This window comes from Desulfofustis glycolicus DSM 9705 (assembly GCF_900130015.1).
Classification (GTDB): Bacteria; Desulfobacterota; Desulfobulbia; order Desulfobulbales; family Desulfocapsaceae; genus Desulfofustis; species Desulfofustis glycolicus.
In genome coordinates, this window is record NZ_FQXS01000019.1 from 36,385 (window position 1) to 59,979 (window position 23,595).

Below are 23,595 nucleotides of genomic sequence, written 5' to 3' on the forward strand. Positions count from 1 at the left end.
CGTTTTCAGGCGCAGGCGTGACCGATGACCCTGGAACTCTTTATTCAATATTTTTTTGCCGGGATTACCTACGGCTCGATCTATGCGATCGTCGCCATCGGTTTCAATATCATCTATAACACCACCGGCATCATCAATTTTGCCCAGGGCGAGTTCGTCATGCTCGGCGGCATGATCTCCATCTCGCTTTTGCCGATCATGCCGCTGCCGCTGGCCATTGCTGCGGCGGTGGCCCTGACCATGCTCTACGGGGCGCTGCTGGAGATCTGTTTTATCCGCTGGTTGGACAATCCCGGGGTGTTGCGCATGGTCATCATCACCATCGGCCTGTCCATTTTGACCCGTGAGGCGGCCCTGCATGTTTGGGACGAGTCGATCCGTTCGCTGCCGTATTTTGTCGGCAACGAGATCAGCACCGTCAACGTGCTTGGTGCCCGCGTGTCACCCCAGGTGTTCTGGGTAATCGGCGCCTGTGGTCTGATGGTGGCGTTTCTCAGTATTTTTTTCCAGGGCACGTCGGTGGGTCGGCAGATGCGGGCTTGCGCCGCCAATCGCAAGGCGGCCGTACTCTGCGGCATCAATACCCGCGACATGGTGACCTTCTCGTTTGTCCTCAGCGCCGGTATCGGCGCGCTGGCCGGTTGCGTCATGTCGCCGATTACCTCGACTGCCTACGATAACGGTACCGGTCTGGCCATCAAGGGGTTCACCGTGGCCATCCTTGGCGGACTCGGCAATTCCGCGGCGGCGGTGGCGGCCGGTCTGCTGCTTGGCATCATCGAGGCATTCTCGGTGTCGGTGCTGCCGCTGGCCTTTCAGGATGCCATCGCCATCGCCATCCTGCTGATCATTCTGTTCGTTCGTCCACACGGCCTGTTCGGTTCCGGGACGGCTGCCGGATTGAAGGAGTTCTAGCGATGCGGCGCCTTCTTTTCCTACTGCCGCTGGTGATCCTGGTGGTCGGCGTTCAGGTGTTGACCGACTGGACGGACACCAGGTATTACCTGACCCAGTTGACCATGGCGGCCTACTATTCGCTGCTGATCATCGGACTTTGCGCGTTGATGGGCTATACCGGTCAGATCTCGCTGGGCCACGCCGGTTTTTTCGCCATCGGCGGCTATCTCTCCGCGGCGCTGACTACCAGGAATCTGGCGTTCTTTCAGGACCAGGCCTTCTTTCGACTGCTTGAAGGGGCCGGTATCCTGGCTACCGGTCAGGATATCTATGGAGCCGAACTGGTGGTAGTCGCCCCTTGGGCGGCCTGTCTGGTCGCGATTATCGCAGCGGCCCTGATCGCTTGGCTGCTTGGCATCCCGGTGCTCAAGCTGAAAGGACACTACCTGGCCATGGCGACGCTTGGTTTCGGCATCATTATCTACCGCATTGCCCTGGCCAGCGAATATTTCGGCGAGGCCGACGGCATCTCCGAGGTGCCGCCCTTCCTGTTGCCGTTCGGCCTGGAGGTCAGCGGCAGCTTCGCTGTCCGGGAAGCAAATTACTATATCGCCTGGGGCCTGCTGATCATGGGTCTGATCCTGCTCAGGAATCTGATCGACAGCCGGGTTGGCCGGGCACTCCGTTCCATTCACGGCTCCGAGGATGCCGCCGGGGCGATGGGCGTCGACACGGCCCGCTGCAAACTGCAGGTCTTTGTCCTGTCCGCCGTTTTCGCCGCCGTTGCCGGGGTCTTTCTGACCCATTACAACGGCGGTATCGGGCCGTCGGAGGCCGGGGTGATGAAATCGGTGCGCTATGTGGCGATCGTCGCGGTCGGCGGCATGGCCCACCTCTGGGGTGCGCTGGTCATGGGGGTGGTACTCAACTTCCTGTCGCTGCGCGGTGTTTTCGGCAGCTATGACGATGCCGTCTTCGGCCTGATTCTGATCGGCATCATGTTGTTTGCCCCGAACGGTGTCCTGAGCCTGCTGAATTTCAGCGGTGTGCTCGATTTCTTCCGCCGCCGCCGGCGCCGGGTAAAAGAGCCGGGAGGGCTGCGCTGATGGCCTTGCTGGCAGTCTCGAACCTGGGCAAACAATTTGGTGGCCTGCAGGCGGTTAGCGAGGTCTCCTTTTCGGTTGAGCGCGGGATGATCAAGGCGGTGATCGGGCCCAACGGGGCCGGCAAGACGACCCTGTTCAACCTGATCACCGGTTCGCTGACGCCCTCGTCGGGATCGGTGCTGCTTGACGGCCGCGATATTACCGGCCACAGACCCCACCAGATCGCCTCGTTCGGAATTGCCCGGACCTTTCAGAACATCAAGCTGTTTCCCGGCATGACGGTGCTGGAGAACGTGATGATCGGCAGGCATATCAGGAGCAGCGGCGGTTTCATTGCCTCGATGCTCCATTTGCCCTGGGTGTTGGCCGAAGAGCAGCGGATCCGGCAGGCGGCGCTGGAGCGTCTGGAGATGCTCGGGATCGCCGAGTTGGCCGAACTCGAGGCCACCAGCCTGGCCTTCGGCCAGCAACGGGCCGTCGAACTGGCCCGAGCGCTGGCCATGGAGCCGGACCTGCTGTTGCTCGACGAACCGGCTGCCGGTCTCAATATCTACGAGACGGCCGAGGTCGGCCGGCTGATCAGTTCGATCCGACAGCTCGGCATCACCGTGCTGCTCGTCGAGCATGACATGTCGCTGGTGATGGATATTTCCGATGAGATAGTCGTGCTCAGTTTCGGTCGAAAGATTGCCGAAGATGTACCGGAAGCGATTCAGAGCAACGAAGAAGTGATCAAGGTGTATCTCGGGGAGTAGCGGACGGGTCATGTTGAAAATCAAGAATCTCTCCTCCGGTTATGGCAAGCTCAAGGTCCTCAAACAGGTCTCCATGCATGTCAAGGCCGGCGAGATCGTTGCCATCATCGGTGCCAACGGGGCCGGTAAGACGACCCTGCTGACCACGATTGCCGGGTTGCTCAGGGCGACGTCGGGCGAGATCGAGTTTCGTGACCGGCCGATCACCACCCTGGCCGCACAGAAGCTCCCGGCGCTCGGTTGCGTGATGGTGCCGGAAGGTCGGCAGGTGTTTGCGCCGCTGTCGGTCGAAGAAAACCTGATTCTCGGCGGTCACGTGTTGCGGCGGCAGGGAAGACAGCTGCTCGCCGAGCAGTTGGCCCACCAGTATGAGTTATTCCCGATCCTGCACCAGCGGCGGCAGCAGCTGGCCGGGACGTTGTCCGGCGGCGAGCAGCAGATGCTGGCCATGGCGCGAGCCCTGATGTCGAAACCGTCGCTGATTATGATGGACGAGCCGTCCACCGGCCTCGCTCCACTGATCGTGCAGGAGATTTTTCGGGTTATCGGCCGGCTGCGTGAAGAAGGTAATACGGTATTGCTCGTCGAACAGAACGCCAAGGCGGCGCTGACTATTGCCGATCGCGGTTATGTCCTGGAGACCGGCAAGGTGATTCTGCAGGGGTCGGCCGAGGATTTGCTTGCCAATCGTGACGTGCAACGAGCCTACCTGGGGCGGGAACGGATTCACTAACCGCCGGCGCCGTGCCGGCTTGCAGGTTGATACGAAGAGATGGAGTGAGATGATGTTCTGGGAAGAGGAGAGGGAGTGCATCGCGCGGGACGAACTGGAGCAATTGCAGTTGGAGCGGCTCCAGGCGACACTGTATCGGGTTGGTACCCATGTGCCGTTTTACCGCAACAAGTTCTTCGACATGAAGCTCGATTACGAGTCCTTCGGTTCGCTCGACGATCTGCGCCGGCTGCCGTTTACCACCAAACAGGATCTGCGGGACAATTATCCCTACGGCCTGTTTGCCGTGCCGTTGCGCGATGTAGTCCGCATCCACTCCTCGTCCGGGACCACCGGCATGGCCACCGTGGTCGGCTATAGCAGTAACGACATCCGCACCTGGTCGAACCTGGTGGCCCGCATCCTCACCGCGGCCGGGGTGACAAAGGATGATGTCATCCAGATCGCCTTCGGCTACGGCCTGTTTACCGGTGGCTTCGGCCTCCATTACGGGGCGGAGCGGCTCGGCGCCTCGGTTATTCCAATCTCCTCCGGCAATACCCGCCGGCAGATCCAAATCATGCAGGACTTCAAGACCACGGCGCTGGTCTGCACACCGTCCTACGCATTGAAGATGGCCGATGTGATGATGGATATGGGCATCAACCCAAGTGGGTTGTCCCTGAAATACGGATTGTTCGGCGCCGAACCCTGGTCCGAGCGAATGCGCCGTCAAATCAATGAGCGCCTCGGCATCATCGCCACCGACAACTACGGACTCTCAGAAGTGATGGGTCCCGGTGTTGCCGGGGAATGTTTAGAGTGCAACGGATTGCACGTCAACGAGGACCATTTCCTGATCGAGATCCTCGATCCGGAAACGCTGGAGCCGGTTGCGCCGGGTGAAATCGGCGAGCTGGTCATCACCACACTGACCAAAGAGGCCTTCCCGGTGATCCGCTATCGGACCCGCGACCTGACCCGGCTGCTGCTCGAGCCGTGCCCTTGTGGCCGCACCTTGCAGCGGATTCAACGAATCACCGGCCGGACTGACGATATGTTGATCATCAAAGGGGTCAACGTCTTTCCGACGCAGATCGAGGCCATCCTGTTCGATATCGAAGGGACGCAACCCCATTACAATCTGGTCATCGAGCGACAGCAGAACGAGGACCGAATGACCGTTCTCGTCGAAGTCGTCGAATCTATGTTTTTCCACGAGATGAAAAAGCAGCGGCAGGTTATCGAGCAGATCAAGAAACGGTTGGCCACGGAACTCGGGGTCAGCGTCGAGGTCAAGCTGGTCGAGGAGCGGAGTCTGGAACGCTTTAACGGCAAGGGCAACCGGATCATCGACAAACGTGAACTCTAGGAGCGCCCGACCATGACCACGAAAGCCTGGCAGCGAGCCCATGACCGGGCGGCAGATGCACTGAGGCCGCTTCGCGTCGAGCCGGACATCCAGCCGCAGGCCTATGCCTCGCTGCTGATCAGCACCGGCGCCACCCAGGTGGTTTGCGCCGTCAGCCTGGAAGAGGCAGTGCCGCCGTTTCTGGAAAACAGTGGTCAGGGCTGGATTACTGCGGAGTATGCGATGTTGCCGGGCGCCACCTCGTCGCGCAATCGTCGGGAAACGGCCGCGCGGTCCGGACGCAGCATGGAGATTCAGCGGCTGATCGGTCGCAGTCTGCGACAGATGGTTGATCTTACCCGGCTCTGCCCGTATACGCTGCGGGTCGATTGCGATGTCCTCAACGCCGACGGCGGGACGCGGACGGCCGCGATTACCGGAGCGGCACTGGCGGTGCGGGCGGCCATCGCCAGGATGGTGCGCGAGCACCGTTTGCCCTGTCTGCCGCTGTTGCGGCCGGTGGCGGCGGTTTCGGTCGGGCTTGTCGACGGTGAAGTGCTGCTCGATCTCGATTATCGGGAAGACGCCCGAGCCGAGGCCGACGGTAACTTCGTGATGGCCGGCGGTGACTGGGTCGAGATCCAGGTGTCCGCCGAAGGGCGGCCGCTCACCGATGGGGAGTTCGCCCTGATGAAAAACTCCGCCCGGGCCGGCATCGAAACGCTGCAGTCCCTGTGGCAACGGCAGGATCTCGATCATCCGGCGGCACGCGCGTGAGGACAATATGAAACGAGCCCGATGTGAAATTACCGACCGGACGGCGATGGATGCCATCCTGCAGCGCACCACTATCGGCCGGCTGGCCACTCTCGGTAACGACGGTTACCCCTACATCACCCCGGTCAACTACGTCTATCTCGACGGCTCGATCTATTTTCATTGTGCCCGGGCCGGCGAGAAACTCGACAATATCAGGCGCGATCCGCGGGTCTGCTTTACCGTCGATATTCCGCTTGCCTATCTCGATCTCGGCTATTATGGTGATCTTCCCGAACCGTGCCTGGTCCATCAGTTCTACCATTGTGTTATCATCCGGGGGCGGGCCGAGGTCGTCGAGCGGATCGATGAGAAAGTGCGCGCCTTGAACGGCCTGGTTACCGCTCATGAGAAGCCTGCCACCGAGTTTCCCCCGATCACCGCCGAAACACCGGCGGTGGCATTGTGTCTGGTGGTTGCGGTACGCATCGAATCGATCACCGGCAAGAGTGATCTGGCTCAGAAAAAGGATCGGCAGACCAAACAGCGGCTTGCCTCCTACCTGCATCGGCGCAATCTACAGGGCGATGAGGAGGCGGCGCGGCTGCTGCGAGAAAGCGAATAAACGCGAAGCGGAGCACGCGACTTTTTTGACGAGGAACCGATGGCAGGAACTATGGACGACATCAGACAGACCGATCCGGATATCTATGATTTGATTAAGCAGGAGGAGCGGCGGCAGTTCGACAAGATCCGCCTGATCGCCTCGGAAAATTACGTTTCCTCAGCGGTGCTGCAGGCGACCGGCTCGGTGTTGACCAACAAGTATTCGGAAGGCTATCCCGGCCGGCGCTACTACGAGGGACAGCAAATCATCGACCAGGTGGAGCGCCTCGCCATCGAGCGGGCCATTGACCTGTTCGACGCCGAGCATGTGAACGTGCAGCCGTATTCAGGATCGCCGGCCAATCTAGCCGTCTATCTCGCCTTTCTTAAACCCGGCGATACCATTCTCGGCATGGCTCTGCCGCACGGCGGCCACCTGACCCATGGCGCCGCGGTGAGTATTTCCGGCAGATATTTCCAGGCTGAACATTACACGCTGAGCCGGGAAACCGGTCTGATCGATTATCAACAGATCCTGGAAAAGGCCCGGCAGTGCCGGCCGAAAATCATCATTGCCGGTCATTCCGCCTATCCGCGGATCCTCGATTTTGAAAAGTTTCGGGAAATTGCCGACGAAGTCGGAGCCCTGCTGCTTGTCGATATGGCCCATTTCGCCGGGCTGGTCGCCGGTGGCGCGCATCCGTCGCCGGTGCCGTGGGCCGATGTGGTGACCACCACCACCCATAAGTCGCTGCGGGGACCGCGCGGTGCGATCATCATGTGCAAGCGGGAATACGGGGCGGCCATCGACAAGGCGGTCTTCCCCGGCATACAAGGCGGGCCGCACAACAACACCACCGCAGCCATGGCGGTGGCCTTCAGGGAAGCGGCGACACCCGAGTTTGCCGACTATGCCGGGCAGATCGTGAAAAACGCCCGGGCCCTGGCCGAAACGCTGTGCAAACGGGGTTTTGATCTGATTACCGGCGGCACCGACAACCACCTGTTGCTCGTCGATCTGACCAACAAGAAGGTTACCGGCAAGCAAGCAGCCAGGGCCCTCGATATGGCAGGACTGGTGGTCAACTACAACGCGGTGCCGTTCGATAAACGAAAACCGGGCAATCCAAGCGGAATTCGGATCGGAACATCGGCGGTAACGACGAGGGGATTCAAGGAAGCGGAGATGTTCCAGGTCGGCGAATGGATTAACGCGGTGGTCTCTGAGCCGGAAAACGAGCGGCTTATCACCGAGATCGGCGCCGATGTCGCCGCTTTCTGCAAGGCCTTCCCGCCGCCGGGCATTGCTTGAAGGGATACGTGCCCGAGAGCCATGCTCGTACCGTTTGATCCGTGGAATGCTAGTCGCCCTGGGTTTCCTTGAGACGTTTGATCAACACGAAGGCCAGCGCTGCTCGTTCATTGCGCGTCAATTCGGCCTCCGCTTGGTGAAGGTGGGCCTGGATTTTCGGTGCGGAGACCGCATCACTCTCACTGAGGTGCTGGGCCTCGGCCATCTGCGATTCGTTGATGCAGTGCACGGATTTACCGCCGAGCAGCGGTATCGGCTCAGGCGCCACAGCCGGCCCCCTCGTCTTTGAAGAGCGGCTGGCCACCAGTTGAAAAGCTGGCGCCGCAACCGCACGATGACTTGTTGCTGCCGTTATAAAAGCGGAACCCGGCGGTGATCAGATCATCCGAGTAGTCGAGCTGCAGTCCGATCAGGTACGGCAGGCTGTCGTCGTCGGTGATGACGGTCAACCCTCTGTCGCGTTTGATGATTTTTTCGTGTTCTTGTTTTTTCGCTACAATTTCTGCGTGATAGGTCATGCCGGCACAGCCGCCGGACTGTACGACGATACGGATCAGACCTTCGCCGCCGCCGCGGTCGAGCAGTTGGGTACGTGCTGCCTCGCTGATAGTAATCACCGCTTGACCTCCCGGATTCGGTTAGCTGTTTATCGAGAACTGGATAATAGTAATTCTCACCTTACAAAATAGGAACGATGGCGGAAAAGGCAAAAGCGGAGGCTGCTTTTGCCTGCTTGTCAAACGGCTTCGTTCCGGTTACATACTGAGTATCCGCAGGTGTTACCGATAGACTGAGGAGGATACGATGCGAGATCGATTGGCTGAATTACGGGAAGAATGGTATAGCGAGCCTGACGCCCTACCGGAAAGTGACGATGAAGTCGTCGATGATGAGTTACTGGCCTTGGAAGTATTGTTCCTGTCACGCGGGGTGACCGTTGCCGGTACCGGCAGTGTCCGTGTTTCCGAGAAAGATGAGGAAGCTTCAGCTGACGACGGGGAGTCTTCGCCCTGATCACCGGTCCAAGCCACAATGATGACATAAGGGGAGCTTGAAAAATTCGGAATTTCGTTCAAGATCGAGGCGCGCAAGAAAATTTTACCGCAGGCATAGATGATATTCCGAGGGTAAAATTTGATCGCGCAACGAAGAGATTGGGCGAAATGACAATTTTTCATGGTTCCTATAAGAAAAACCGGGAGCAGCCGTTGGCTGTCCCGGTTTTTGCGTACTGGGGGTGGGGATGTGGAGTGGAATCAGATACAGGTGATATTTGTGGATCGGCGATGGATGATCCAGCAACAGGTGCTTCCAGACGGCGTACAATCACTGACAGCTGATGAACCAGCCACTCCACATCCCCGGGGGGGCTTATCGCACCTCGGCTGATTGGTACCGGCCGGTGTGCAGGTGATCGGCAACAGATTCTCCCTACGAGTCTCCAGGATGTCTCTGCCGAGCATATTCACGAAGCGTTTCCTCTCAATCAACGGCAAGATAGCCGTGTTGTTCGGTGAGTCTTTCCAACTCCCCGTTTATTTCAACATAGGTGCGTTTTTGCTGGTCCATGTAGACCTTTGCAAGTTTTCGTCCTATCAACGCACCCTGGTTACAGACGATGAAGCCTCGCCCGATTTGCCGCATATCATTTCGTTTGTCTCGTTGGCTACTCATGTCCGGCGACTCGTTCAGTGAAATGATTTTCGTTGCTTGTTGTCTCATGTCTCAGGTATTGCACGACGTGTGCCAATGTTGCCTATTATGTTGATTTTTCTGTAAACAATGCTGTTGTCAGTGATTATCATGCTGAATATTCGTCTATATTTGGTGGGTCGAGCGGTTTCGTGGTGAGACTGCCGTGTATCATGGTGACACCGTTGTGAGAGGATTGAGGTGAAAAATGCCAACGGAGTTAACGATTTTAACGACAACCGATTCTTCGCTTTTTCTCTTTGTCAGGGTTATTCCTGGTGTGACGGAGATAATCAACTCGATTCCGGAAGAGCACTGTTTGTATTATTACGTAAAAAAGGAAAGGTGTTGGAACGATTTGACAAATTTGCATCATGTCGTTAAGGTTAAATGATGCTGACAGGTGTGTCGGGGTGTCTCCGAAACGTACGGTTGGCTCTTCATCCGTTTAAAAAATGTAAATATCGTTTACGATTATGGCTAAAACTTCCCCATCGGTTACGCAGGAACAGCTCGTCAAGCTACGCAACCGCCTTGCCCAGGTTACCAGTTCCTGGACATTCGACGATTATCGGACCTTTATTACCTTTTACTCCCGTATTCTTCCCGATTTCATGCAGGCGGAACGATGCACCATCTTTATTATGCAGCGGGGCAGCAACCGGATTTGTTCAATGTTCGGCACCGGCCTGGAGGAGGAGCAGATTGAACCGCCGCTGGAGGGCAGCATTGTCGGTCAGGTGATCAAGAGCGGTCGCGGCATCGTCGAAAATAATCTCGCGGAGCATCGCGGCTTCCATTCCAGCAGTGACGAACAGACCGGCTTTGTCAGTCGAAACGTCGTCTGCTGTCCTATCAGGAGTGTCACCGGCGAAAGTGTGACCGGGGCAATTCAGCTGCTCAACAAAAAGGACGGTCGCGACTTTACCGTCGATGATCTGCATAAACTGGATGAGATTTCACATTTTCTCTCCATTTCCATCGAGTCGGTGATGCTCAATCAGGAAATCCTGACCATCGCCTCTCGCTTCGGAAAAGAGGTCGAACGGCTCGAGCAGGCAACCATCCATGGCACCAAGATCATAGCCGAGAGCCAGGCCATGATAGATGTCCTCAACTTGGTTCGCATCATCAGCAAAACACCGGTAAATGTATTGATTCTCGGGGAAAACGGTACCGGAAAAGAGCTTGTCGCCCGGATGATCCATGCCCTCGGCGATCGGGCAGACAAACCATTCGTGCCGGTAAACTGTGCCTGTATCCCGGAGAATCTAGTGGAGAGTGAATTTTTCGGCCACGAGAAAGGTGCGTTCACCGGCGCCGAGCAATCCCGTCGCGGCTTTTTCGAAGAGGCCAGTGGCGGAACCATGTTTCTCGATGAGATCGGAGAAATGCCGTTGATCATTCAGCCGAAGTTTCTGCGTGTTATTCAGGAAGGCGAGGGGCACCGGCTCGGCAGCAACAAGGTGATATCATACGACCTGCGCCTGGTCAGCGCGTCAAACCGCGATCTGGCCGCGGAGATCAAAAAAGAACGGTTTCGGGAAGACCTGTTCTTCCGGCTGTTTTCGGTGGAGATTGTCATCCCGCCGCTTCGTGATCGAAAAGAGGATATCCTGCCGCTGGCTCAGCATTTTCTCAGTGTTACCAACGAGCGTTTCTCTAAACACGTGTCCGGGTTCTCGCCGGAGGTTATTGATCTCTTCGAGCGGTTTTCCTGGCCTGGCAACGTTCGGCAGTTGCTCAAGGAGGTGGAGCGGCTGGTAGCCCTAACCGACAACGGCCAGATTATTCAGCCGGATCGCTGCTCGCGCGATCTGCTCCATTTTTTCAACAGCCACAAGAAGCGCCGGCGCGAGACCGATTTCAATGATCTTGCTATTCCGGCTCAGGCCAGACGATTGGAAGTCGGACTGATCAAACAAGCCCTCGAACGGACTAACGGCAACAAGACTCAGGCGGCAGCGTTGCTTGACATTACCAGGCAGGGGTTGCTGAAAAAACTGAAACGATACCACATCTAATCACCCGGCGCTGGGGCTGGTCGACAAGAAAATCTTTGTGTGAGATCGATAATGCGGAGCAGCCGGTGCAGTTGCGGTCGCGTCGGAGTGCCTGCTGCCTTTCCGGGGTTATGCCCAGAGCGTTATGGCCGGGTAGGTGGAAACGGCGTAGACGATATCCGTCCGGGTAATGATGCCGATGATCACATCGGCGGCGTTGGTTACCGGAATGCAGTTGAGTTCGCACTCGTACATCACTTGGGCGACACGTCTGATGTCTGAAACCGGATCGGCTGAGATCAGCGGTCGCGAAACGAGAGGGGCAATCGACCCGCTCTCAGGCGAGCGCACGGTCTCGTTGTCAACCAGCAACACCTTGAGCAGGCTTTCCCTGGTGATTAGGCCGACCGGTTTGTTTTCGTCGTTGATGACGGGGAGTTGTTTGATCCCTTTGCTTGTCAGCATCTCGTAGCAGTCAGAGATTGAAATGTTTTCGCCGACGGTGAAAACCGGCCGCTTCATGATCTGATAGGCATGATAGATCGCTTCTTCATGCCGTGACTGGATCATTTTTTTATAGGCGTTGACCGCCTCGTTGGTCAACGGCGACTGTTGCCCGGTATCGGCTGACTCGCCCTGGTCGTCGGAGAGCAGCGGCTTGACACGCTTGGTTGGCGTGATTCCCTCCACCCGATAGACTTCCTCGAGCGTGCTGCGAAAACTGTAGCCTCTATCGTTGTAGACAGCGAACATAATCAACCCGCGGATAAGTGAGATGCACCAAAAGGAGGCCTCCGGAGGTGCTACGCTCCTGTCGACGTTCCCGTCGACTTGCTTGTCGCCGCTTCGGTGCCTATTTGTCCGGATTGTTCCGGAATTTCCGCCCTTACCTAAAACTTACTATAACCTTCATGACGGAAGGTCACAACAGACAATGAAAATCTCCATCTCAGCGGACGGCGGGACCGGTTTTAACCTGTCCTGCGCAAATTTCCAACGGCGGGATAGGTTTTAGCGTGTTCTCCGACCCGCAGGACCCTCGCGATGCAGCCTCCGGTAGAACCGATCAGCCGGGGTGAGGTGATTATCTAGTAAAAAAACAACCTCCAGGAGGAAAAAAGCGGCAGGTGTCAGAAAATTGTCAGATAGAGCGGCTATGTTCGATGCATTCCATCTCCTCGGCCGATGAGACCATGGAATATCACTATTTTTCGATAGAAGAACCTAGACAACAGGAGGAAGTCTGATGAAAATGCATCGCGTAATCGTGTCCATACTCTGTTCACTTGTCCTGCTTTTTTCCGTGGCCGGTCCGGCCCTGAGTCAAGCCGCCGGAGCCAAATCGGCCGCGGCGGCGGCCCAGGTCGCCGGTGAGACGGTTGATATCAACCGGGCTGATCTTGAACAATTGGCTACATTGCCGGGAATCGGCGAAAAGCTTGCTGAACGGATCAATGCCTACCGTGAGGAGAACGGTCCGTTTAAATCTGTTGACGATCTGCTCAACGTCAAGGGTGTCGGCCCGAAGATGCTCGAAAAGATCAGACCGCTGATCACCGTTTCCTGAGGAGCCCCGAGGCGAGGGACCTGTCGGTCAGGTTCCTCGCCTCGGCACAGGGCCTACGATCGGGACTAATTGTCCACGAAAATTGCGTCATGGTCGGGAAAGGGGCGGCTGTCGGTGGTGACGCAGAGGCATTGGCAGCTGTCGGCCAGCTCGGTGATTCGGCTGGCCAGCAGATCTCGATCTTCCCTGAAGCTCGCCCAGCTCGGCAGGGAAAACAACAGGATTGGCCGGCTACGCAGCAGGACCGTGGACAGCGCGATGAGCAGTTGGCAGCAGGCGGCGAGCCGGTCGAGCGGAGCCAGTCCGTCGATGGGCCGCAGCCCGCCGTTTTCAGCTTTGATCTCGACGGTGGGCAGGTGTTGCCGGCATCGCACGTGCAGTGCCGGTGTCGGCCCCTGGCGGTCAAGTTCCACTTGCAGCCGGTGCAGCAACTCCTCGGCTGCAGCCGCATCTACAGTTTCCAGGACGTTCCGGAGTTTCTCCAGGAGATGGGAAAGCGGCGGTGGGAGTCGAATCTCCGGGGCAGGACGCAAGTCACCGAACTGCCAGAACGGCAGATCCGTAAGATCAATGGCGGCCAGCAGCGGCAGCCACTGTTCGACTATTGTGCGGGCGGTGGCAAAGTGACGGGCCCGGAGAACCCGATGGCGTAGTTCGGTCAGTCGAGTTTTCTCGGCAGCAGGTGCTTCGGCCGCCGCTGTTTTGAGGTAGTCGGCCAGCTCAGACATGAGCTCTTCTTTGATACGATCTGACGATGCCAGGGTGTCGAGGCGACGGCGCAACCGTTCTTCGCTGCCGGTGGCCGGGGCCGAAGAGGGGAGTACAGAATCCACCTCGGCTGCTATGTCGCCCCATCTTGTCGATGAGGCGAGTTCGATAAAATTAATCCAGCGGGAATAGTCGAGCCGGCGGCCGACCTCGATCAGGTCCGTTTCGTAGAGGACGGGGCTGATCTCGGCCAGTTCCTGTATCAGTCCGGGATCACTGTTGAAAACGGTGATGGCGATGGTTCGTTTGTGCGGCACGATCCTTCGCGTGTACCCCTGCCGGCTGATCTGCCGTGGCAGATCGGCAAACGGGTCGGCATGCTCGCACGGATATGGCGGATTGATCGTTGCCAATGCATTGATCAGTGCCGTTTTCCGTGGGACGGACCGCACCTGAAGCAGGTTCAAACCGGAAGTGACTTCCACCCAGTTCGTTTCCGGGACCTCCCCCAAGCCTCGTAATCGCAGTTTAATCAATTCCATTATATTAGAAGCGGGGTCAGGCTTGACAAGTTGACAACCCGTCTGCGGTTTGTCAACTTGTCAAGCCTGACCCCGCTTTTCTCATGTTTCTTCAACCATAAGTTCACCATGGGATAATTCAATGACTCCTTGAGATACCAGTGAATTTCTAGTACAAAAACATGACGTGCCGCCGGTGTCGGACCGGGGCGGGGAAGCACTTGATTTTACTCAGAGAAGAAGATGCCATGGAGCCTGAAGAGAAAGTATCGGTGCACGGCGGTCATAGCGGCCAGTTTTGCAATCACGCGGTCGATTCGCTCGAGGAGATCGTCAAGGCCTACATTGCCAGGGGATTTGCCTGGGCCGGTATCACCGAGCATGCACCCGGCATCAGTCAGGAGCTGCTTTACACCGATCAGCGAGAGGCCGGGCTGACCCCGGAGCTGCTCTATGAGCGTTTCGGTCGCTACATGGTCGAGTGTCGTCGGCTGCAAACCCTCTACGCTCCGCAGATCCGTCTCTTCGCGGCAATGGAGATCGAGACTTATAGCGGTTATCAACTATTCGTACCGGCATTAATCGAAGCGTTTGCGCCCGATTATATCGTCGGTTCCGTTCATTTCGTCGATGATATAAACTTCGACTATTCGCCTGAAATGTATCATCGGGCGGCGGTCAAAGCCGGTGGGATCGACCGCCTCTACCTTCGATATTTCGACCAGCAGTACGAGATGATCTCGTTGCTGCGGCCAGCGGTGGTCGGCCATTTCGATTTGATCAGGATCTTTGATCCGGCCTATCGACAGCGCTTTGAGCATCCTGAGATCAATAAGAAAATTCGAAGGAATCTGGAGTTGATCCGGCATCTTGACCTTATTCTCGATTTTAATCTTCGAGCACTTGCCAAAGGAGCGGACGAACCCTACCTGACCGAGTCGATCCTGCGTCTGGCGCATGACTTCGGGATTGCCGTGGTACCGGGAGACGATGCACATGGAGTGGCAGATGTCGGTAATTATTTTGCCGACGGCGTGACCCGTCTGAAACGATACGGTTTTACGACGGAGTGGCGGAAACCGGTTGCCGGTTGAGAGGGGCGGGGTCAGGCTTGACAAGTTGACAAACCGCCTGCGGTTTGTCAACTTGTCAAGCCTGACCCCGCTTTGTCTGTTAACGCCTCGGTTGACGGCCGGCGGCGATTTTCTTCCGATGGCAATGCGACCCGAGATGGTTACCGTATCAGACGGAATCGTTTTTTCCTGGAGAAGAAGACCGGTCGATATCCGATCAAGCAGTAACAAGCGGGGGCACCTATTACCATGATGACCAAGATGGACCTTTACTGCGATTATGTCTGCCCATGGTGTTATTTCATGACCGGGCGAATCGATCGATTACTCAAAGAGTTCGATGTCTCCATTACCTGGCGCGTTTTTCCGTTGCATCCCGATACGCCGGAAGACGGCCGCGAACTCGACGAGATCTACCAACGTTACCCGTACCCGAAAGCAGATTTGATCGAGCATCTGCGCCGAAACGCAAAGGCGCTGAATATGCCCTATTGTGAACGGTCGAAGACGTTTAACAGCAGATTGGCGCAGGAACTCGGCCTCTGGGCCGAATCCAGGGGAGCGGGTGAACGCTTTCACGACCAGGCCTTCAAGGCCTATTTCGTCAATCACGAAAATCTGGCGCAGCAGGACGTGTTGCTGACGATCGTCCAGCGGTGCGGACTCGACGTTGAAGAGGCCCGTGCGGTGCTGACCGAACGGAGTTTTGCCGAAGCGGTTGACCGGGATTGGGAACGGGCCGATGCGCTGGGCATAACCGGTGTGCCGACCTTTGTCATCGGCGAGAAAAAACTGGTCGGTGCCCAAGAGTACCGGTCGTTGTCGACGTTTGTCACCGAGTGCGGGGTTGTCCGTCGCTGATCGGCTCTACGGGTTAACTCTTTTTTTTCTCGGCACGCCGCTTTTCTGCCGCGAGCATCCTGCGCTTGAGCCGGGCATTATTCTCCACTACCGTTTCATCTCCTTGATACCACGGTGGGATATCAGCGTAGTCGGGGATGCCGTCGTCGATCAGGTAGCGCGAATCGGGATGCTTCGGAAACCCCGCCGGCACCGCCCCGGCGCAGATGACGAAGAGACCGTCCGGACCGGCTTTCAGCGCCCGTTTCGTTGCCGGATCGACGCGAACGATGTCGCCCCGGCCGAGCGGCTCCCGTTTTCCATCGAGCAGCATTTCCCCGTTACCGTCAACGACGATGTAGACCTCTTCCTGCTCTCGATGCTGATGGGTGAAGGTGTAGCCCTGATCGGCCGGGAGTTTGATCAAACCAAGGGCCACTCCACGCAGCTCCAACTGACGGCGCGGGCTGGTTAGCCACGGGAGTGTATCAAAGTCGAAGTGATGCCTGGTATAGCCGTCGGCCATTGGCCACTACCTGTCGCCGGTCCGGCAGAGTAGCCGGTATTTCCCGGAAGATCCTAGAAGTTGAAAACCTTCGCTTCGGCGGCCATGTCGATCAGATGCGGCCCGCCGTCCAATGCCATGTTGGCATGGAAGTGCGCTTCGTCGAGTTTGCGGTTCTTCGCGCATGGCGTGCAGATCCCGATTTGCACTTCGTGTTCCACCAGATACGGCAGATAATCGTCGACGCAATCGCCGGTATCCGTCTTTTTGCTGCCGTCGCGTGTTTTTATCGCCCAATCGACGCCGCTGTCGATGAAAAACAGATCGACATGATGTCCCTTTCCGTGGGCTATTTTTGCGAATTGAAAACACCTAGTTGCCTTTTCAAAGTCGTTGTCCCGGAGGACAAACAGAAAATTGGCCATGGTGAGCTCCCTCTGCTGGTGATTATTTACGTGGCAGGCTGATTTCCCGGCCTGGCTGACAGCATTGACCGTACGTTGCGACTTCAGTCGCGCGGTTGAATGATGGCCTGTTTGCCGGCCAAAAGCAACCGGAAAAAAGCGAATCGATTTAACGTGTTACATTGTGTCACCGGGCCAGACACGACCTGTCTGATGGCATTCTCGGTCGTTGCCGTGGCGGAAGAGAGGCGATCAGAGCACTGTATCACGAATCTTTTCCCAAACTGCCGCAACACCGGCGACGAAGCCTTTGGTGTATTCGTCGAAGTTGAACGCGGTGCCGTGTTGTTCGGCGAGACGGCTGGTCGATGTATCGATTTCCAGCCACAAGTCATCGTCCAGTTTGAGCAGGGTCTCCTGCAGGAGCTGGTAGGTTGCGGGAACGGTTTTACGCACCAGATGCATGTCGCTTAGAGCGATAAACGGTTGATAGTCGATGCGTTCATTGCTGATGAAGGTCCGGGCGTCTTTTTTCCCGAGTTCCATTGAAGCGGTGGTTTCTTCCATATTGTCGTCTCCTGGAAAACTCCGTAGGTGTTTATCAAGTAGACCGTCAGAAGAGGGGGCTGTCAAGGGGGAGCTGTGGAGAAAATGAAGGGTGAGTCGGGGGGAGGCAAATGTGAGAGAAAAGCCGGGGGCGGCGTCTGATGAAGACGCCGCCCCCGGGAACTGCCGAAAAGCAGGCTGCTATTGCTGAACGACGTTGGTTGCCGCCAGGCCCTTAGGACCGTCGACGACATCAAAGGTAACGCTGGCGCCTTCGTCCAGTGACTTGAAGCCATTGGACATGATACCGCTGTGATGGACGAATACGTCGGCACCGTCCTGCTGAGCGATGAAGCCAAAACCTTTTGCGTCGTTAAACCATTTTACTGTGCCTTTTGCCATGAGTACTGCTCCTTCGAATGTGGCCCCGTCAATGCGGAGACCGTTTTGATAAATCGGATCGATGATCGATCCGGGGTGACTAATTCTGGTGCTGCATGGTGCGCTTGGGTCACGGTTGTTTGACCGGTGCTGTCAGACACCGAAGTCAAACGCCAGTGAACGGTTGCGCTGTGATGACCGTTTGCCGCGCGGTGGGCGCTTATTCCGGTCGACTTTGTGATCTTGTTGTCGCGCTTCCTGCGGCTGGTTGTCGGTCCGGGTTGCCTGGCCGGTGTGGCTGTGGGTCCGGTAGACCAGCTTGTTGCCGAGCATCCGTTCCAACGTTGATGCCAGACGGCCGTTGTCCTCGGCGATGAAGCTGAGCGCTTCGCCGTGCCGTTTTGCCCGTCCGGTTCGTCCTGTCCGATGGGTATAGGTCTCGGTCGTTTCTGGCATGTCGAAGTTGATGATATGGGAAATATCCGAGACATCGATGCCTCGCGCGGCGATATCGGTTGCCACCAGGATGGTGTACGTGCCGTTCTTGAAGCCGTTCAGGGCCTCCTGGCGTTTCTGCTGGGACAGGTTGCCCTGCAGTGAGGTCGCCTTGTGTCCGTTCTTGGCCAGCTGCTGGGCAAGGCTCTTTGCCTTGTGCTTCGTCCGGGTGAAGACGATGGCGGTTGAGACGCCGCCCTGTTGCAGAATATCCCTGAGCAGAACAATCTTGTTGTGCTGCGCGACGCGCAGAAAAACGTGCGAGATGGTGTCGATGGTCTTGTCGTGGTCGACCTGCACTGTTACCGGATCGGTCAGCAACCCTTCCACCAGGGTGCGGATCTCAGGCGGCATGGTGGCCGAGAAGACCAGGTTTTGTCGCTGTTTCGGCAGCAGTTTGACGATCCGGCGGATATCCGGCAGAAAGCCCTTGTCAAACATGTGGTCAGCTTCGTCGAGGACAAGGGTCTGCACTTTGGAAAAATTGACGACACCGTCCTGGGCGAGATCAAGCAAGCGTCCGGGGCAGGCGACGATAATCTCGGCGCCGCCTCTGATTCTGGCGATCTGCGCCGGTTTGCCGACGCCGCCGTAGACTACGGCACTGCGCAGTTTGGTGCGGGAGGCCAGCTTGGTGATATACTCGTGGGTCTGTTCGGCCAGTTCCCGGGTCGGTGAAACGATCAGGGCGCGCAGACAACCGCGCTGGCCGCTGAGCAGTCGCTGCAGGATGGGCAGCACGAACGCGGCGGTTTTGCCGGTGCCGGTCTGGGCCAGGCCGAGCAAGTCCCGACCGTCCAGAACCGGGCCGATGGCCTGCTGCTGGATCGGGGTCGGGGCAAGGTAGCCGCAGGTGTCCAGGTTCGCCTGGAGCTGCTGGTGAAACGAAAATTCGGTAAAGCTCATGAATACTCCTTGTAGATGATGCATAAGTCCGGAATCAATGCCGGGGCGAAATGTCCCGGAGTTCCGGCAGGCGGCCCGAAGGCCGTCATTGATGATTTGTGTTAGATAGAAAATGGTTTACTGCCGTCGACGGGACCAGGTCCGGAAGAAGGCGTTGGGGGTTGTTGTCGTTACAATAGGATGTCGTTTCGAGGTGACAGGATCGAGCACGGCAAGCGAGAGAGGAAGCGAATGCCTGTGGGATGACTATCTGATTATAGTATGTTCGGTGATCGTATGCCGTGTTGCGGGTCGCCGGCAGGCAAGCTATGCCGTCGTTTTCCGACGCACTAGCGCCGGCCCCGTGATTTCTTTTTTGGTTTTGCTTCGTTACAGACTAATTGACGGTTTTTGTAGGTCCGCTTATTCAGGTCTTCCATGGCTTGCTGGCCACCGGATCGGGAAGACATTTCGACAAAGGCGAACCCTTTTGACCGGCCGGAGAACTGATCCAGGATCAGATTCATATCGACGACTTCGCCGTGGGCGCTAAAGAGCTCGCGCAATTCCGTTTCGTTTATATCATAGGGCAGATTGCCGATAAAGAGCTTCATCCCGCCTCTCCAAGGGGCTGTGATCAGCACGTATCTCTATCGGCAACAGGAAAAGGAGCGCTACAAGATAGATGGTAACAGACGCTATGCGTGATCCGTTCGTTGAGTACCTTCTCAATCCAGACAACAATAAACCCTTTTCTCAGGAATACAAGAAAAAAGTGTAACACCCCGTTGATTGCAAACGGTTCTGCGAGAATTGAAAACGGCTTGCGCCCCGGTTCGGCAGGGGCCGCACCGGGGCGCAACGGAATTGCCGGCGAAAATGTTTCTACCAGCGTTCGGTACCGACTAGTTCACTGACGTCGGTGCATTGTGCTTTTTCTTCTTCGGTCAACTCTTCCTTGGTCCGGATCTTGCCTTTCAGATCGTCGGCGTAGCAGGCGTACTCTTTACCGTTTTTGTCTCTGATCCAGACGAGTGATTCGTATCCACCTTTCATGACCTGTCTCCTTATGCAGTGTGTTGGGATGTGTGCTTACCAGCGTTCGGTGCCGACCAGTTCACTGACATCGGTGCACTGTGCTTTTTCTTCTTCGGTCAACTCTTCCTTGGTTCGGATCTTGCCTTTCAGATCGTCGGCGTAGCAGGCGTACTCTTTACCATTTTTGTCCCTGATCCAGACGAGTGATTCGTATCCACCTTTCATGACCTGTCTCCTTGTATGATATGTTTGGATGTATGCTTACCAGCGTTCGGTGCCGACCAGTTCGTTGACATCCAGGCACCGTGCCTGTTCTTCCCTGCTTAACGCCTGTATGACATGGGCGTCTTGGTTGATATCATCGATGTAGCAAGCGTACTCTTTGCCGTCTTTATCTTTGATCCAGACTATTGATTCATATCCGCCTTTCATGACATCCTCCTGTTCTTTGGTTGGCGTTGACTCAAAGATAAGTCCGGACATCTCTTGCTACAATGGATGAAAAAAGGTAGTTTTATGATAGTTTATGCTACCATAAAACCGGTGGCGGCATAATGTGGCGTACATGGTTTCGCCTGATTACCGGTTTTTCCGCGTTGGCCGGTCGATGAAAAACATTTGGAGAGAGGACGATGGAAGAGACAATGCTCAATATCTACCAGGTGGCGCTTGATTCGATCTCCGCGCACGTCGCGATCCTTGACCATACCGGCTTGATTGTTGAGACGAACCGGGCCTGGAGGGAATTCGGCAGGGATAACGGCATCACTATCGAGGCATCTTGTATTGGTCTGAATTACCTGGACACCTGTGACCGGGCAAGCAGCGAGCCCTACGATGAGCCGGCCGTCATTGCCGCCGGCATCAGGCAGGTCATCAAGGGGGAGATCGAGGAGGTTTTTATCAACTATCCCTGTCATTCACCGGAGGAAGAGCGCTGGTTCGCGCTCCGGGTGGTGCGCTTTCGCGAGCCGGGTGCTCACAAGGTGATCATGTCGCACGAGAATATCACTCCGTTGATGCATATCCAGCGGGAGTTGGCCGAGCGAGAAAGCGATCTCAGGGAGCAGACGGAAAAATTGACGGAGAGCAATATCGCTCTCAAGGTCTTGCTCGATCATCGGCAAAAGGATCGGCTGCAACTCGAGGACAACATGTTGGCCAATGTCAGGACCTTGATCCTGCCATACGTCCAGGAACTCATGGATCGGCCATTAGCGAAGCGGGAGAGGACCATGGTCGAGATTATCGAGCAGCGACTCGGCGAAGTGACAGCTCCGTTTCTCAACCGGCTGACCGCTCTGTACCAACAGCTGACGCCGCAGGAGATCAAGGTGGCGACCATGGTTCGGGAAGGGCGCAGCAGCGCCGAGATCGCCGATGTGCTGCTGGTTTCGACGGCGGCTGTCGATTTCCACCGCAAACAGATCAGGAAGAAACTCGGGATGACAGGTACCGGTAGAAACTTGCGGTCATATCTGTTATCTCTGCAAACCAAAGATCACGAAGCGTGATACAACGGAAATACAAGGAGAAGTGCCATGACCGACAAGAAAGTGAGTCTCCTGGTCCTGTCCACCTGTTTGCAATGCAAGGCCCTGATGGAATTGCTGAAAACCCACGAGATCGACTATGACGTCACGCACGTTGACCTGATGCCCAAGGACGAACGCTCGGAATTATTCAAGAAAATGGCTCCATATAACGAAAAAAAGGCCTTTCCGGTGATTTTCATCGGCGACAAGGCCATCATCGGCTTCCAGAGGAAGCTCATCATGGAAGAACTCGGAGTGAACCAATGAACGCCGAACAACTCTATGACCAACTCAAGACGGTTAACGAACCGAAAGGCTACTTTTTCAACCGCGATCGGGAACAGACCCTGTTTCTTCTCGAAGGGCTGTTGACCAACCGCGAGCGCTACGGCTACATGTGCTGCCCCTGCCGCCTGGCCAGGGAAGACCGGAAGGCAGACCGGGATATCATCTGCCCCTGCGACTATCGCGAACCCGATGTCCGGGAATACGGCAGCTGCTACTGCGGGCTCTACGTGTCGGCAGCCTGGAATGAGGGTTCGATCGAGCACGTCTTTGTCCCGGAGCGACGCCCGGCCGAGCTCTGCTAAAGAGCTGTAGTGACGTTTTTTGCTTCGCTGTGAGCCCTGTCATGGCGGTATGGAAAAACAGTCCCCCGGGATGGCCGGTCCTGCCGGAGGCTGCATCGCGAAGGCCCGGCGGGCCGGAGAATCAGGCCCGTAGGGCTGCGGACAGGACGTCCGCAGCCGGCGGCCAGGCCATGGATGGCCTGTCTGCCGGCCTCGTAGGCCAGCCGATCAGGCCGCAGCGCAGCAGCCGGAGGTAGGGCCGGCCAGCCCTGCCGACCACGATGACGATTTCAAAGTTCATTGTGATCCCTGTCATGGTAAATACAGACACCTGCTTTCACCGCAACCCGGCCGTTTCTCTCAAGAAGGCTTCCGCTCGCTGTTCCGACCAATAGACAGTATCCCGCCATCCTCCCATAAAGCCGACATGACCGCCGAAGTGCGGTATCTCCAGATGCAGATGGGCACTGGCCTCAGCGACGCGCACCGGGTAGCATGAAGCGGCCAGGAACGGATCATCCATAGCCTGAATGATCAGCGTGGCCACGCCGATCTGCGGCAGCACGGGTAGGCAGGAGCTTTGTTGGTAGTAATCGGCAGCGTCGCGAAAACCGTGCAGCGGCGCGGTATAGCGATTGTCGAACGGTTCGAAGGTGGTCACTTCATCCAAGCCGCGCAAATCGAACAGCTCCGGATAGAGTTTCGCTTTCTGTTTGATCTTTTCCTTGAGACTCTTCATGAAGTAGCGCATGTAGATACGATTTTTCCGGCCGTTCATCACCGCCGCCGCATCGGCCAGGTGGCAGGGCACCGAAAAGACCACGGCGGCCTGTACTTCCGGCGGTACCAGCGCCGGATCCTCGCCGAGGTATTTCAAGGTCTGGTTGCCGCCCATGCTGAAACCGATCAGTGCCGCCGTTGTATACCGGCCACCGGTAAGCCCGTGGGTCACTACCGTGTGCAGATCGTCGGTAACACCGGAATGATAGAAACGTGGCAAGCGGTTCGGCTCACCGGAGCAGCCGCGAAAACTCCAGCAGATGACATCCCAGCCATGGTTAGTCAGGTGACGGGCCATACCGAGGGGGTATTTCTTCCGGGCGTGGCCCTCAAGCCCGTGGCTGATCACCGCCAGTCGGTCTGTCGATCCGTTTCGGCAGCGGTGGCGGTCGAGATCGAGGAAGTCCCCGTCCGGAGTGGTGATGCGCTCGGCCAGGGGAGTGGTTTGCGGCGTTGGTCGGCAGGCAGTCGGGAAAATGGTCTGCAGGTGGCCGCTGGTGAACGGAAAGGGGGGCAGGTACGGTGGGTGCGGCAATAGCGGCATGAGGTAGGCCGGCG

32 protein-coding genes are annotated in these 23,595 nt (G+C 56.9%); 16 read left to right on the top strand and 16 right to left on the bottom strand.

Features of this window, described 5'->3' with window-relative positions; all coding sequences use genetic code 11:
• Positions 1-24: 24 nt before the first annotated feature.
• The 8 genes from BUC26_RS14785 to BUC26_RS14820 are packed head-to-tail and all read left to right on the top strand — an operon-like array spanning position 25 to position 7,495.
• Positions 25-915 carry a branched-chain amino acid ABC transporter permease gene (locus tag BUC26_RS14785; protein WP_073377350.1) on the top strand — a complete coding sequence of 297 codons (891 nt, stop codon included), beginning with the start codon at positions 25-27 and terminating at the stop codon, positions 913-915.
• Positions 916-917: 2 nt separating this feature from the next.
• A complete protein-coding gene (locus BUC26_RS14790; RefSeq protein WP_073377351.1) occupies positions 918-2,003 on the top strand; it encodes a branched-chain amino acid ABC transporter permease in 1,086 nt (361 codons plus the stop codon).
• Positions 2,003-2,758, top strand: a complete 756-nt coding sequence (locus BUC26_RS14795; protein ID WP_143166030.1) for an ABC transporter ATP-binding protein — start codon at positions 2,003-2,005, stop codon at positions 2,756-2,758. The genes BUC26_RS14790 and BUC26_RS14795 overlap by 1 nt, the downstream gene beginning before the upstream one ends.
• Before the next feature lie 10 nt (positions 2,759-2,768).
• Complete coding sequence (locus BUC26_RS14800; RefSeq protein ID WP_073377352.1) at positions 2,769-3,491, top strand: ABC transporter ATP-binding protein; 723 nt, start codon at positions 2,769-2,771, stop codon at positions 3,489-3,491.
• Between the two features lie 52 nt (positions 3,492-3,543).
• Positions 3,544-4,842, top strand: a complete 1,299-nt coding sequence (locus BUC26_RS14805) for a phenylacetate--CoA ligase family protein (protein WP_143166036.1) — start codon at positions 3,544-3,546, stop codon at positions 4,840-4,842.
• 12 nt (positions 4,843-4,854) lie between these two features.
• Complete coding sequence (gene rph, locus BUC26_RS14810) at positions 4,855-5,598, top strand: ribonuclease PH (protein ID WP_073377355.1); 744 nt, start codon at positions 4,855-4,857, stop codon at positions 5,596-5,598.
• A 7-nt stretch (positions 5,599-5,605) separates the two neighbouring features.
• Positions 5,606-6,202 carry a pyridoxamine 5'-phosphate oxidase family protein gene (locus tag BUC26_RS14815; RefSeq protein WP_073377356.1) on the top strand — a complete coding sequence of 199 codons (597 nt, stop codon included), beginning with the start codon at positions 5,606-5,608 and terminating at the stop codon, positions 6,200-6,202.
• A gap of 39 nt (positions 6,203-6,241) precedes the next feature.
• Positions 6,242-7,495, top strand: coding sequence for a serine hydroxymethyltransferase (locus BUC26_RS14820; protein ID WP_279626305.1), 1,254 nt, complete (start codon positions 6,242-6,244; stop codon positions 7,493-7,495).
• 49 nt (positions 7,496-7,544) lie between these two features.
• Here BUC26_RS14820 and BUC26_RS14825 read toward each other — a convergent pair whose 3' ends face one another.
• Together BUC26_RS14825 and BUC26_RS14830 are read right to left on the bottom strand one after the other, a co-directional pair.
• Positions 7,545-7,763, bottom strand: a complete 219-nt coding sequence (locus BUC26_RS14825; RefSeq protein WP_073377359.1) for a hypothetical protein — start codon at positions 7,761-7,763, stop codon at positions 7,545-7,547.
• Positions 7,753-8,112, bottom strand: coding sequence for a HesB/IscA family protein (locus BUC26_RS14830; RefSeq protein WP_073377361.1), 360 nt, complete (start codon positions 8,110-8,112; stop codon positions 7,753-7,755). The genes BUC26_RS14825 and BUC26_RS14830 overlap by 11 nt, the downstream gene beginning before the upstream one ends.
• 187 nt (positions 8,113-8,299) lie before the next feature.
• Here BUC26_RS14830 and BUC26_RS14835 point away from each other — a divergent pair, with 187 nt between their 5' ends.
• Entirely contained in the window at positions 8,300-8,509 is a 210-nt protein-coding gene (locus BUC26_RS14835; protein ID WP_073377362.1) for a hypothetical protein, read from the top strand.
• Between the two features lie 468 nt (positions 8,510-8,977).
• Here the strand turns inward: BUC26_RS14835 and BUC26_RS14840 are convergent, their stop codons facing one another.
• Complete coding sequence (locus tag BUC26_RS14840) at positions 8,978-9,169, bottom strand: hypothetical protein (RefSeq protein WP_143166031.1); 192 nt, start codon at positions 9,167-9,169, stop codon at positions 8,978-8,980.
• A 494-nt stretch (positions 9,170-9,663) separates the two neighbouring features.
• Here BUC26_RS14840 and BUC26_RS14845 point away from each other — a divergent pair, with 494 nt between their 5' ends.
• Positions 9,664-11,211: a sigma-54-dependent Fis family transcriptional regulator gene (locus BUC26_RS14845; protein ID WP_073377365.1), complete on the top strand. Its 1,548-nt coding sequence runs from the start codon at positions 9,664-9,666 to the stop codon at positions 11,209-11,211.
• 108 nt (positions 11,212-11,319) lie between these two features.
• Here the strand turns inward: BUC26_RS14845 and BUC26_RS14850 are convergent, their stop codons facing one another.
• Positions 11,320-11,943 carry a CBS domain-containing protein gene (locus BUC26_RS14850; protein ID WP_143166032.1) on the bottom strand — a complete coding sequence of 208 codons (624 nt, stop codon included), beginning with the start codon at positions 11,941-11,943 and terminating at the stop codon, positions 11,320-11,322.
• Between the two features lie 493 nt (positions 11,944-12,436).
• On the opposite strand from BUC26_RS14850, the gene BUC26_RS14855 reads away from it, so the two are divergent.
• Positions 12,437-12,757: a ComEA family DNA-binding protein gene (locus BUC26_RS14855; RefSeq protein ID WP_084540698.1), complete on the top strand. Its 321-nt coding sequence runs from the start codon at positions 12,437-12,439 to the stop codon at positions 12,755-12,757.
• 65 nt (positions 12,758-12,822) lie between these two features.
• On the opposite strand, the gene BUC26_RS14860 is transcribed toward BUC26_RS14855, so the two are convergent.
• Complete coding sequence (locus tag BUC26_RS14860; RefSeq protein WP_073377368.1) at positions 12,823-13,950, bottom strand: hypothetical protein; 1,128 nt, start codon at positions 13,948-13,950, stop codon at positions 12,823-12,825.
• 257 nt (positions 13,951-14,207) lie between these two features.
• Between BUC26_RS14860 and BUC26_RS14865 the strand changes: the two genes are divergently transcribed.
• A complete protein-coding gene (locus BUC26_RS14865) occupies positions 14,208-15,080 on the top strand; it encodes a histidinol-phosphatase (protein WP_244155868.1) in 873 nt (290 codons plus the stop codon).
• A gap of 228 nt (positions 15,081-15,308) precedes the next feature.
• On the top strand, positions 15,309-15,920 hold the full coding sequence (locus BUC26_RS14870) for a DsbA family oxidoreductase (RefSeq protein WP_073377371.1): 612 nt from the start codon (positions 15,309-15,311) through the stop codon (positions 15,918-15,920).
• A gap of 13 nt (positions 15,921-15,933) precedes the next feature.
• Here the strand turns inward: BUC26_RS14870 and BUC26_RS14875 are convergent, their stop codons facing one another.
• The 9 genes from BUC26_RS14875 to BUC26_RS23790 form a co-directional block, all read right to left on the bottom strand.
• Positions 15,934-16,425 (bottom strand): cupin domain-containing protein, encoded by a 492-nt coding sequence (locus tag BUC26_RS14875; RefSeq protein ID WP_073377372.1) that lies wholly within the window; start codon positions 16,423-16,425, stop codon positions 15,934-15,936.
• A 53-nt stretch (positions 16,426-16,478) separates the two neighbouring features.
• The gene (locus BUC26_RS14880) at positions 16,479-16,829 is read right to left on the bottom strand and encodes a DsrE family protein (RefSeq protein WP_073377373.1); all 351 of its coding nucleotides are present in this window, start codon (positions 16,827-16,829) and stop codon (positions 16,479-16,481) included.
• Positions 16,830-17,060: 231 nt separating this feature from the next.
• A complete protein-coding gene (locus BUC26_RS14885; protein WP_073377375.1) occupies positions 17,061-17,375 on the bottom strand; it encodes a hypothetical protein in 315 nt (104 codons plus the stop codon).
• 180 nt (positions 17,376-17,555) lie between these two features.
• Positions 17,556-17,756 (bottom strand): cold-shock protein, encoded by a 201-nt coding sequence (locus BUC26_RS14890; RefSeq protein WP_073377376.1) that lies wholly within the window; start codon positions 17,754-17,756, stop codon positions 17,556-17,558.
• 132 nt (positions 17,757-17,888) lie between these two features.
• Positions 17,889-19,136 carry a DEAD/DEAH box helicase gene (locus tag BUC26_RS14895; protein ID WP_073377377.1) on the bottom strand — a complete coding sequence of 416 codons (1,248 nt, stop codon included), beginning with the start codon at positions 19,134-19,136 and terminating at the stop codon, positions 17,889-17,891.
• A 329-nt stretch (positions 19,137-19,465) separates the two neighbouring features.
• The gene (locus tag BUC26_RS14900; RefSeq protein WP_073377379.1) at positions 19,466-19,729 is read right to left on the bottom strand and encodes an RNA recognition motif domain-containing protein; all 264 of its coding nucleotides are present in this window, start codon (positions 19,727-19,729) and stop codon (positions 19,466-19,468) included.
• A 271-nt stretch (positions 19,730-20,000) separates the two neighbouring features.
• Positions 20,001-20,171 carry a hypothetical protein gene (locus BUC26_RS23780; protein WP_167369263.1) on the bottom strand — a complete coding sequence of 57 codons (171 nt, stop codon included), beginning with the start codon at positions 20,169-20,171 and terminating at the stop codon, positions 20,001-20,003.
• Positions 20,172-20,207: 36 nt separating this feature from the next.
• Positions 20,208-20,378 (bottom strand): hypothetical protein, encoded by a 171-nt coding sequence (locus BUC26_RS23785; protein ID WP_167369263.1) that lies wholly within the window; start codon positions 20,376-20,378, stop codon positions 20,208-20,210.
• A gap of 36 nt (positions 20,379-20,414) precedes the next feature.
• A complete protein-coding gene (locus BUC26_RS23790) occupies positions 20,415-20,585 on the bottom strand; it encodes a hypothetical protein (protein WP_167369264.1) in 171 nt (56 codons plus the stop codon).
• 200 nt (positions 20,586-20,785) lie between these two features.
• On the opposite strand from BUC26_RS23790, the gene BUC26_RS14905 reads away from it, so the two are divergent.
• The 3 genes from BUC26_RS14905 to BUC26_RS14915 are packed head-to-tail and all read left to right on the top strand — an operon-like array spanning position 20,786 to position 22,278.
• Complete coding sequence (locus tag BUC26_RS14905; RefSeq protein ID WP_244155869.1) at positions 20,786-21,667, top strand: helix-turn-helix transcriptional regulator; 882 nt, start codon at positions 20,786-20,788, stop codon at positions 21,665-21,667.
• A gap of 27 nt (positions 21,668-21,694) precedes the next feature.
• Positions 21,695-21,955, top strand: a complete 261-nt coding sequence (locus BUC26_RS14910; RefSeq protein WP_073377382.1) for a glutaredoxin family protein — start codon at positions 21,695-21,697, stop codon at positions 21,953-21,955.
• Positions 21,952-22,278, top strand: coding sequence for a ferredoxin-thioredoxin reductase catalytic domain-containing protein (locus BUC26_RS14915; RefSeq protein WP_073377383.1), 327 nt, complete (start codon positions 21,952-21,954; stop codon positions 22,276-22,278). Before BUC26_RS14910 ends, BUC26_RS14915 begins: the two co-directional genes overlap by 4 nt.
• A gap of 121 nt (positions 22,279-22,399) precedes the next feature.
• Here BUC26_RS14915 and BUC26_RS23430 read toward each other — a convergent pair whose 3' ends face one another.
• Both BUC26_RS23430 and BUC26_RS14920 read right to left on the bottom strand, forming a co-directional pair.
• Positions 22,400-22,573 carry a hypothetical protein gene (locus BUC26_RS23430; RefSeq protein ID WP_153307085.1) on the bottom strand — a complete coding sequence of 58 codons (174 nt, stop codon included), beginning with the start codon at positions 22,571-22,573 and terminating at the stop codon, positions 22,400-22,402.
• A 21-nt stretch (positions 22,574-22,594) separates the two neighbouring features.
• On the bottom strand, positions 22,595-23,581 hold the full coding sequence (locus BUC26_RS14920; RefSeq protein ID WP_073377384.1) for a YheT family hydrolase: 987 nt from the start codon (positions 23,579-23,581) through the stop codon (positions 22,595-22,597).
• Positions 23,582-23,595 lie beyond the last annotated feature (14 nt).

Coding starts and splice junctions, on each gene's coding strand:
- BUC26_RS14785 (WP_073377350.1), top strand. CDS start 25: ATGACCCTGGAACTCTTTATTCAATATTTTTTTGCCGGGATTACCTAC.
- BUC26_RS14790 (WP_073377351.1), top strand. CDS start 918: ATGCGGCGCCTTCTTTTCCTACTGCCGCTGGTGATCCTGGTGGTCGGC.
- BUC26_RS14795 (WP_143166030.1), top strand. CDS start 2,003: ATGGCCTTGCTGGCAGTCTCGAACCTGGGCAAACAATTTGGTGGCCTG.
- BUC26_RS14800 (WP_073377352.1), top strand. CDS start 2,769: ATGTTGAAAATCAAGAATCTCTCCTCCGGTTATGGCAAGCTCAAGGTC.
- BUC26_RS14805 (WP_143166036.1), top strand. CDS start 3,544: ATGTTCTGGGAAGAGGAGAGGGAGTGCATCGCGCGGGACGAACTGGAG.
- rph (WP_073377355.1), top strand. CDS start 4,855: ATGACCACGAAAGCCTGGCAGCGAGCCCATGACCGGGCGGCAGATGCA.
- BUC26_RS14815 (WP_073377356.1), top strand. CDS start 5,606: ATGAAACGAGCCCGATGTGAAATTACCGACCGGACGGCGATGGATGCC.
- BUC26_RS14820 (WP_279626305.1), top strand. CDS start 6,242: ATGGCAGGAACTATGGACGACATCAGACAGACCGATCCGGATATCTAT.
- BUC26_RS14835 (WP_073377362.1), top strand. CDS start 8,300: ATGCGAGATCGATTGGCTGAATTACGGGAAGAATGGTATAGCGAGCCT.
- BUC26_RS14840 (WP_143166031.1), bottom strand. CDS start 9,169: ATGAGTAGCCAACGAGACAAACGAAATGATATGCGGCAAATCGGGCGA.
- BUC26_RS14845 (WP_073377365.1), top strand. CDS start 9,664: ATGGCTAAAACTTCCCCATCGGTTACGCAGGAACAGCTCGTCAAGCTA.
- BUC26_RS14850 (WP_143166032.1), bottom strand. CDS start 11,943: ATGTTCGCTGTCTACAACGATAGAGGCTACAGTTTTCGCAGCACGCTC.
- BUC26_RS14855 (WP_084540698.1), top strand. CDS start 12,437: ATGAAAATGCATCGCGTAATCGTGTCCATACTCTGTTCACTTGTCCTG.
- BUC26_RS14870 (WP_073377371.1), top strand. CDS start 15,309: ATGATGACCAAGATGGACCTTTACTGCGATTATGTCTGCCCATGGTGT.
- BUC26_RS14875 (WP_073377372.1), bottom strand. CDS start 16,425: ATGGCCGACGGCTATACCAGGCATCACTTCGACTTTGATACACTCCCG.
- BUC26_RS14880 (WP_073377373.1), bottom strand. CDS start 16,829: ATGGCCAATTTTCTGTTTGTCCTCCGGGACAACGACTTTGAAAAGGCA.
- BUC26_RS14885 (WP_073377375.1), bottom strand. CDS start 17,375: ATGGAAGAAACCACCGCTTCAATGGAACTCGGGAAAAAAGACGCCCGG.
- BUC26_RS14890 (WP_073377376.1), bottom strand. CDS start 17,756: ATGGCAAAAGGCACAGTAAAATGGTTTAACGACGCAAAAGGTTTTGGC.
- BUC26_RS14895 (WP_073377377.1), bottom strand. CDS start 19,136: ATGAGCTTTACCGAATTTTCGTTTCACCAGCAGCTCCAGGCGAACCTG.
- BUC26_RS14900 (WP_073377379.1), bottom strand. CDS start 19,729: ATGAAGCTCTTTATCGGCAATCTGCCCTATGATATAAACGAAACGGAA.
- BUC26_RS23780 (WP_167369263.1), bottom strand. CDS start 20,171: ATGAAAGGTGGATACGAATCACTCGTCTGGATCAGAGACAAAAACGGT.
- BUC26_RS23785 (WP_167369263.1), bottom strand. CDS start 20,378: ATGAAAGGTGGATACGAATCACTCGTCTGGATCAGGGACAAAAATGGT.
- BUC26_RS23790 (WP_167369264.1), bottom strand. CDS start 20,585: ATGAAAGGCGGATATGAATCAATAGTCTGGATCAAAGATAAAGACGGC.
- BUC26_RS14905 (WP_244155869.1), top strand. CDS start 20,786: ATGGAAGAGACAATGCTCAATATCTACCAGGTGGCGCTTGATTCGATC.
- BUC26_RS14910 (WP_073377382.1), top strand. CDS start 21,695: ATGACCGACAAGAAAGTGAGTCTCCTGGTCCTGTCCACCTGTTTGCAA.
- BUC26_RS14915 (WP_073377383.1), top strand. CDS start 21,952: ATGAACGCCGAACAACTCTATGACCAACTCAAGACGGTTAACGAACCG.
- BUC26_RS23430 (WP_153307085.1), bottom strand. CDS start 22,573: ATGACAGGGATCACAATGAACTTTGAAATCGTCATCGTGGTCGGCAGG.
- BUC26_RS14920 (WP_073377384.1), bottom strand. CDS start 23,581: ATGCCGCTATTGCCGCACCCACCGTACCTGCCCCCCTTTCCGTTCACC.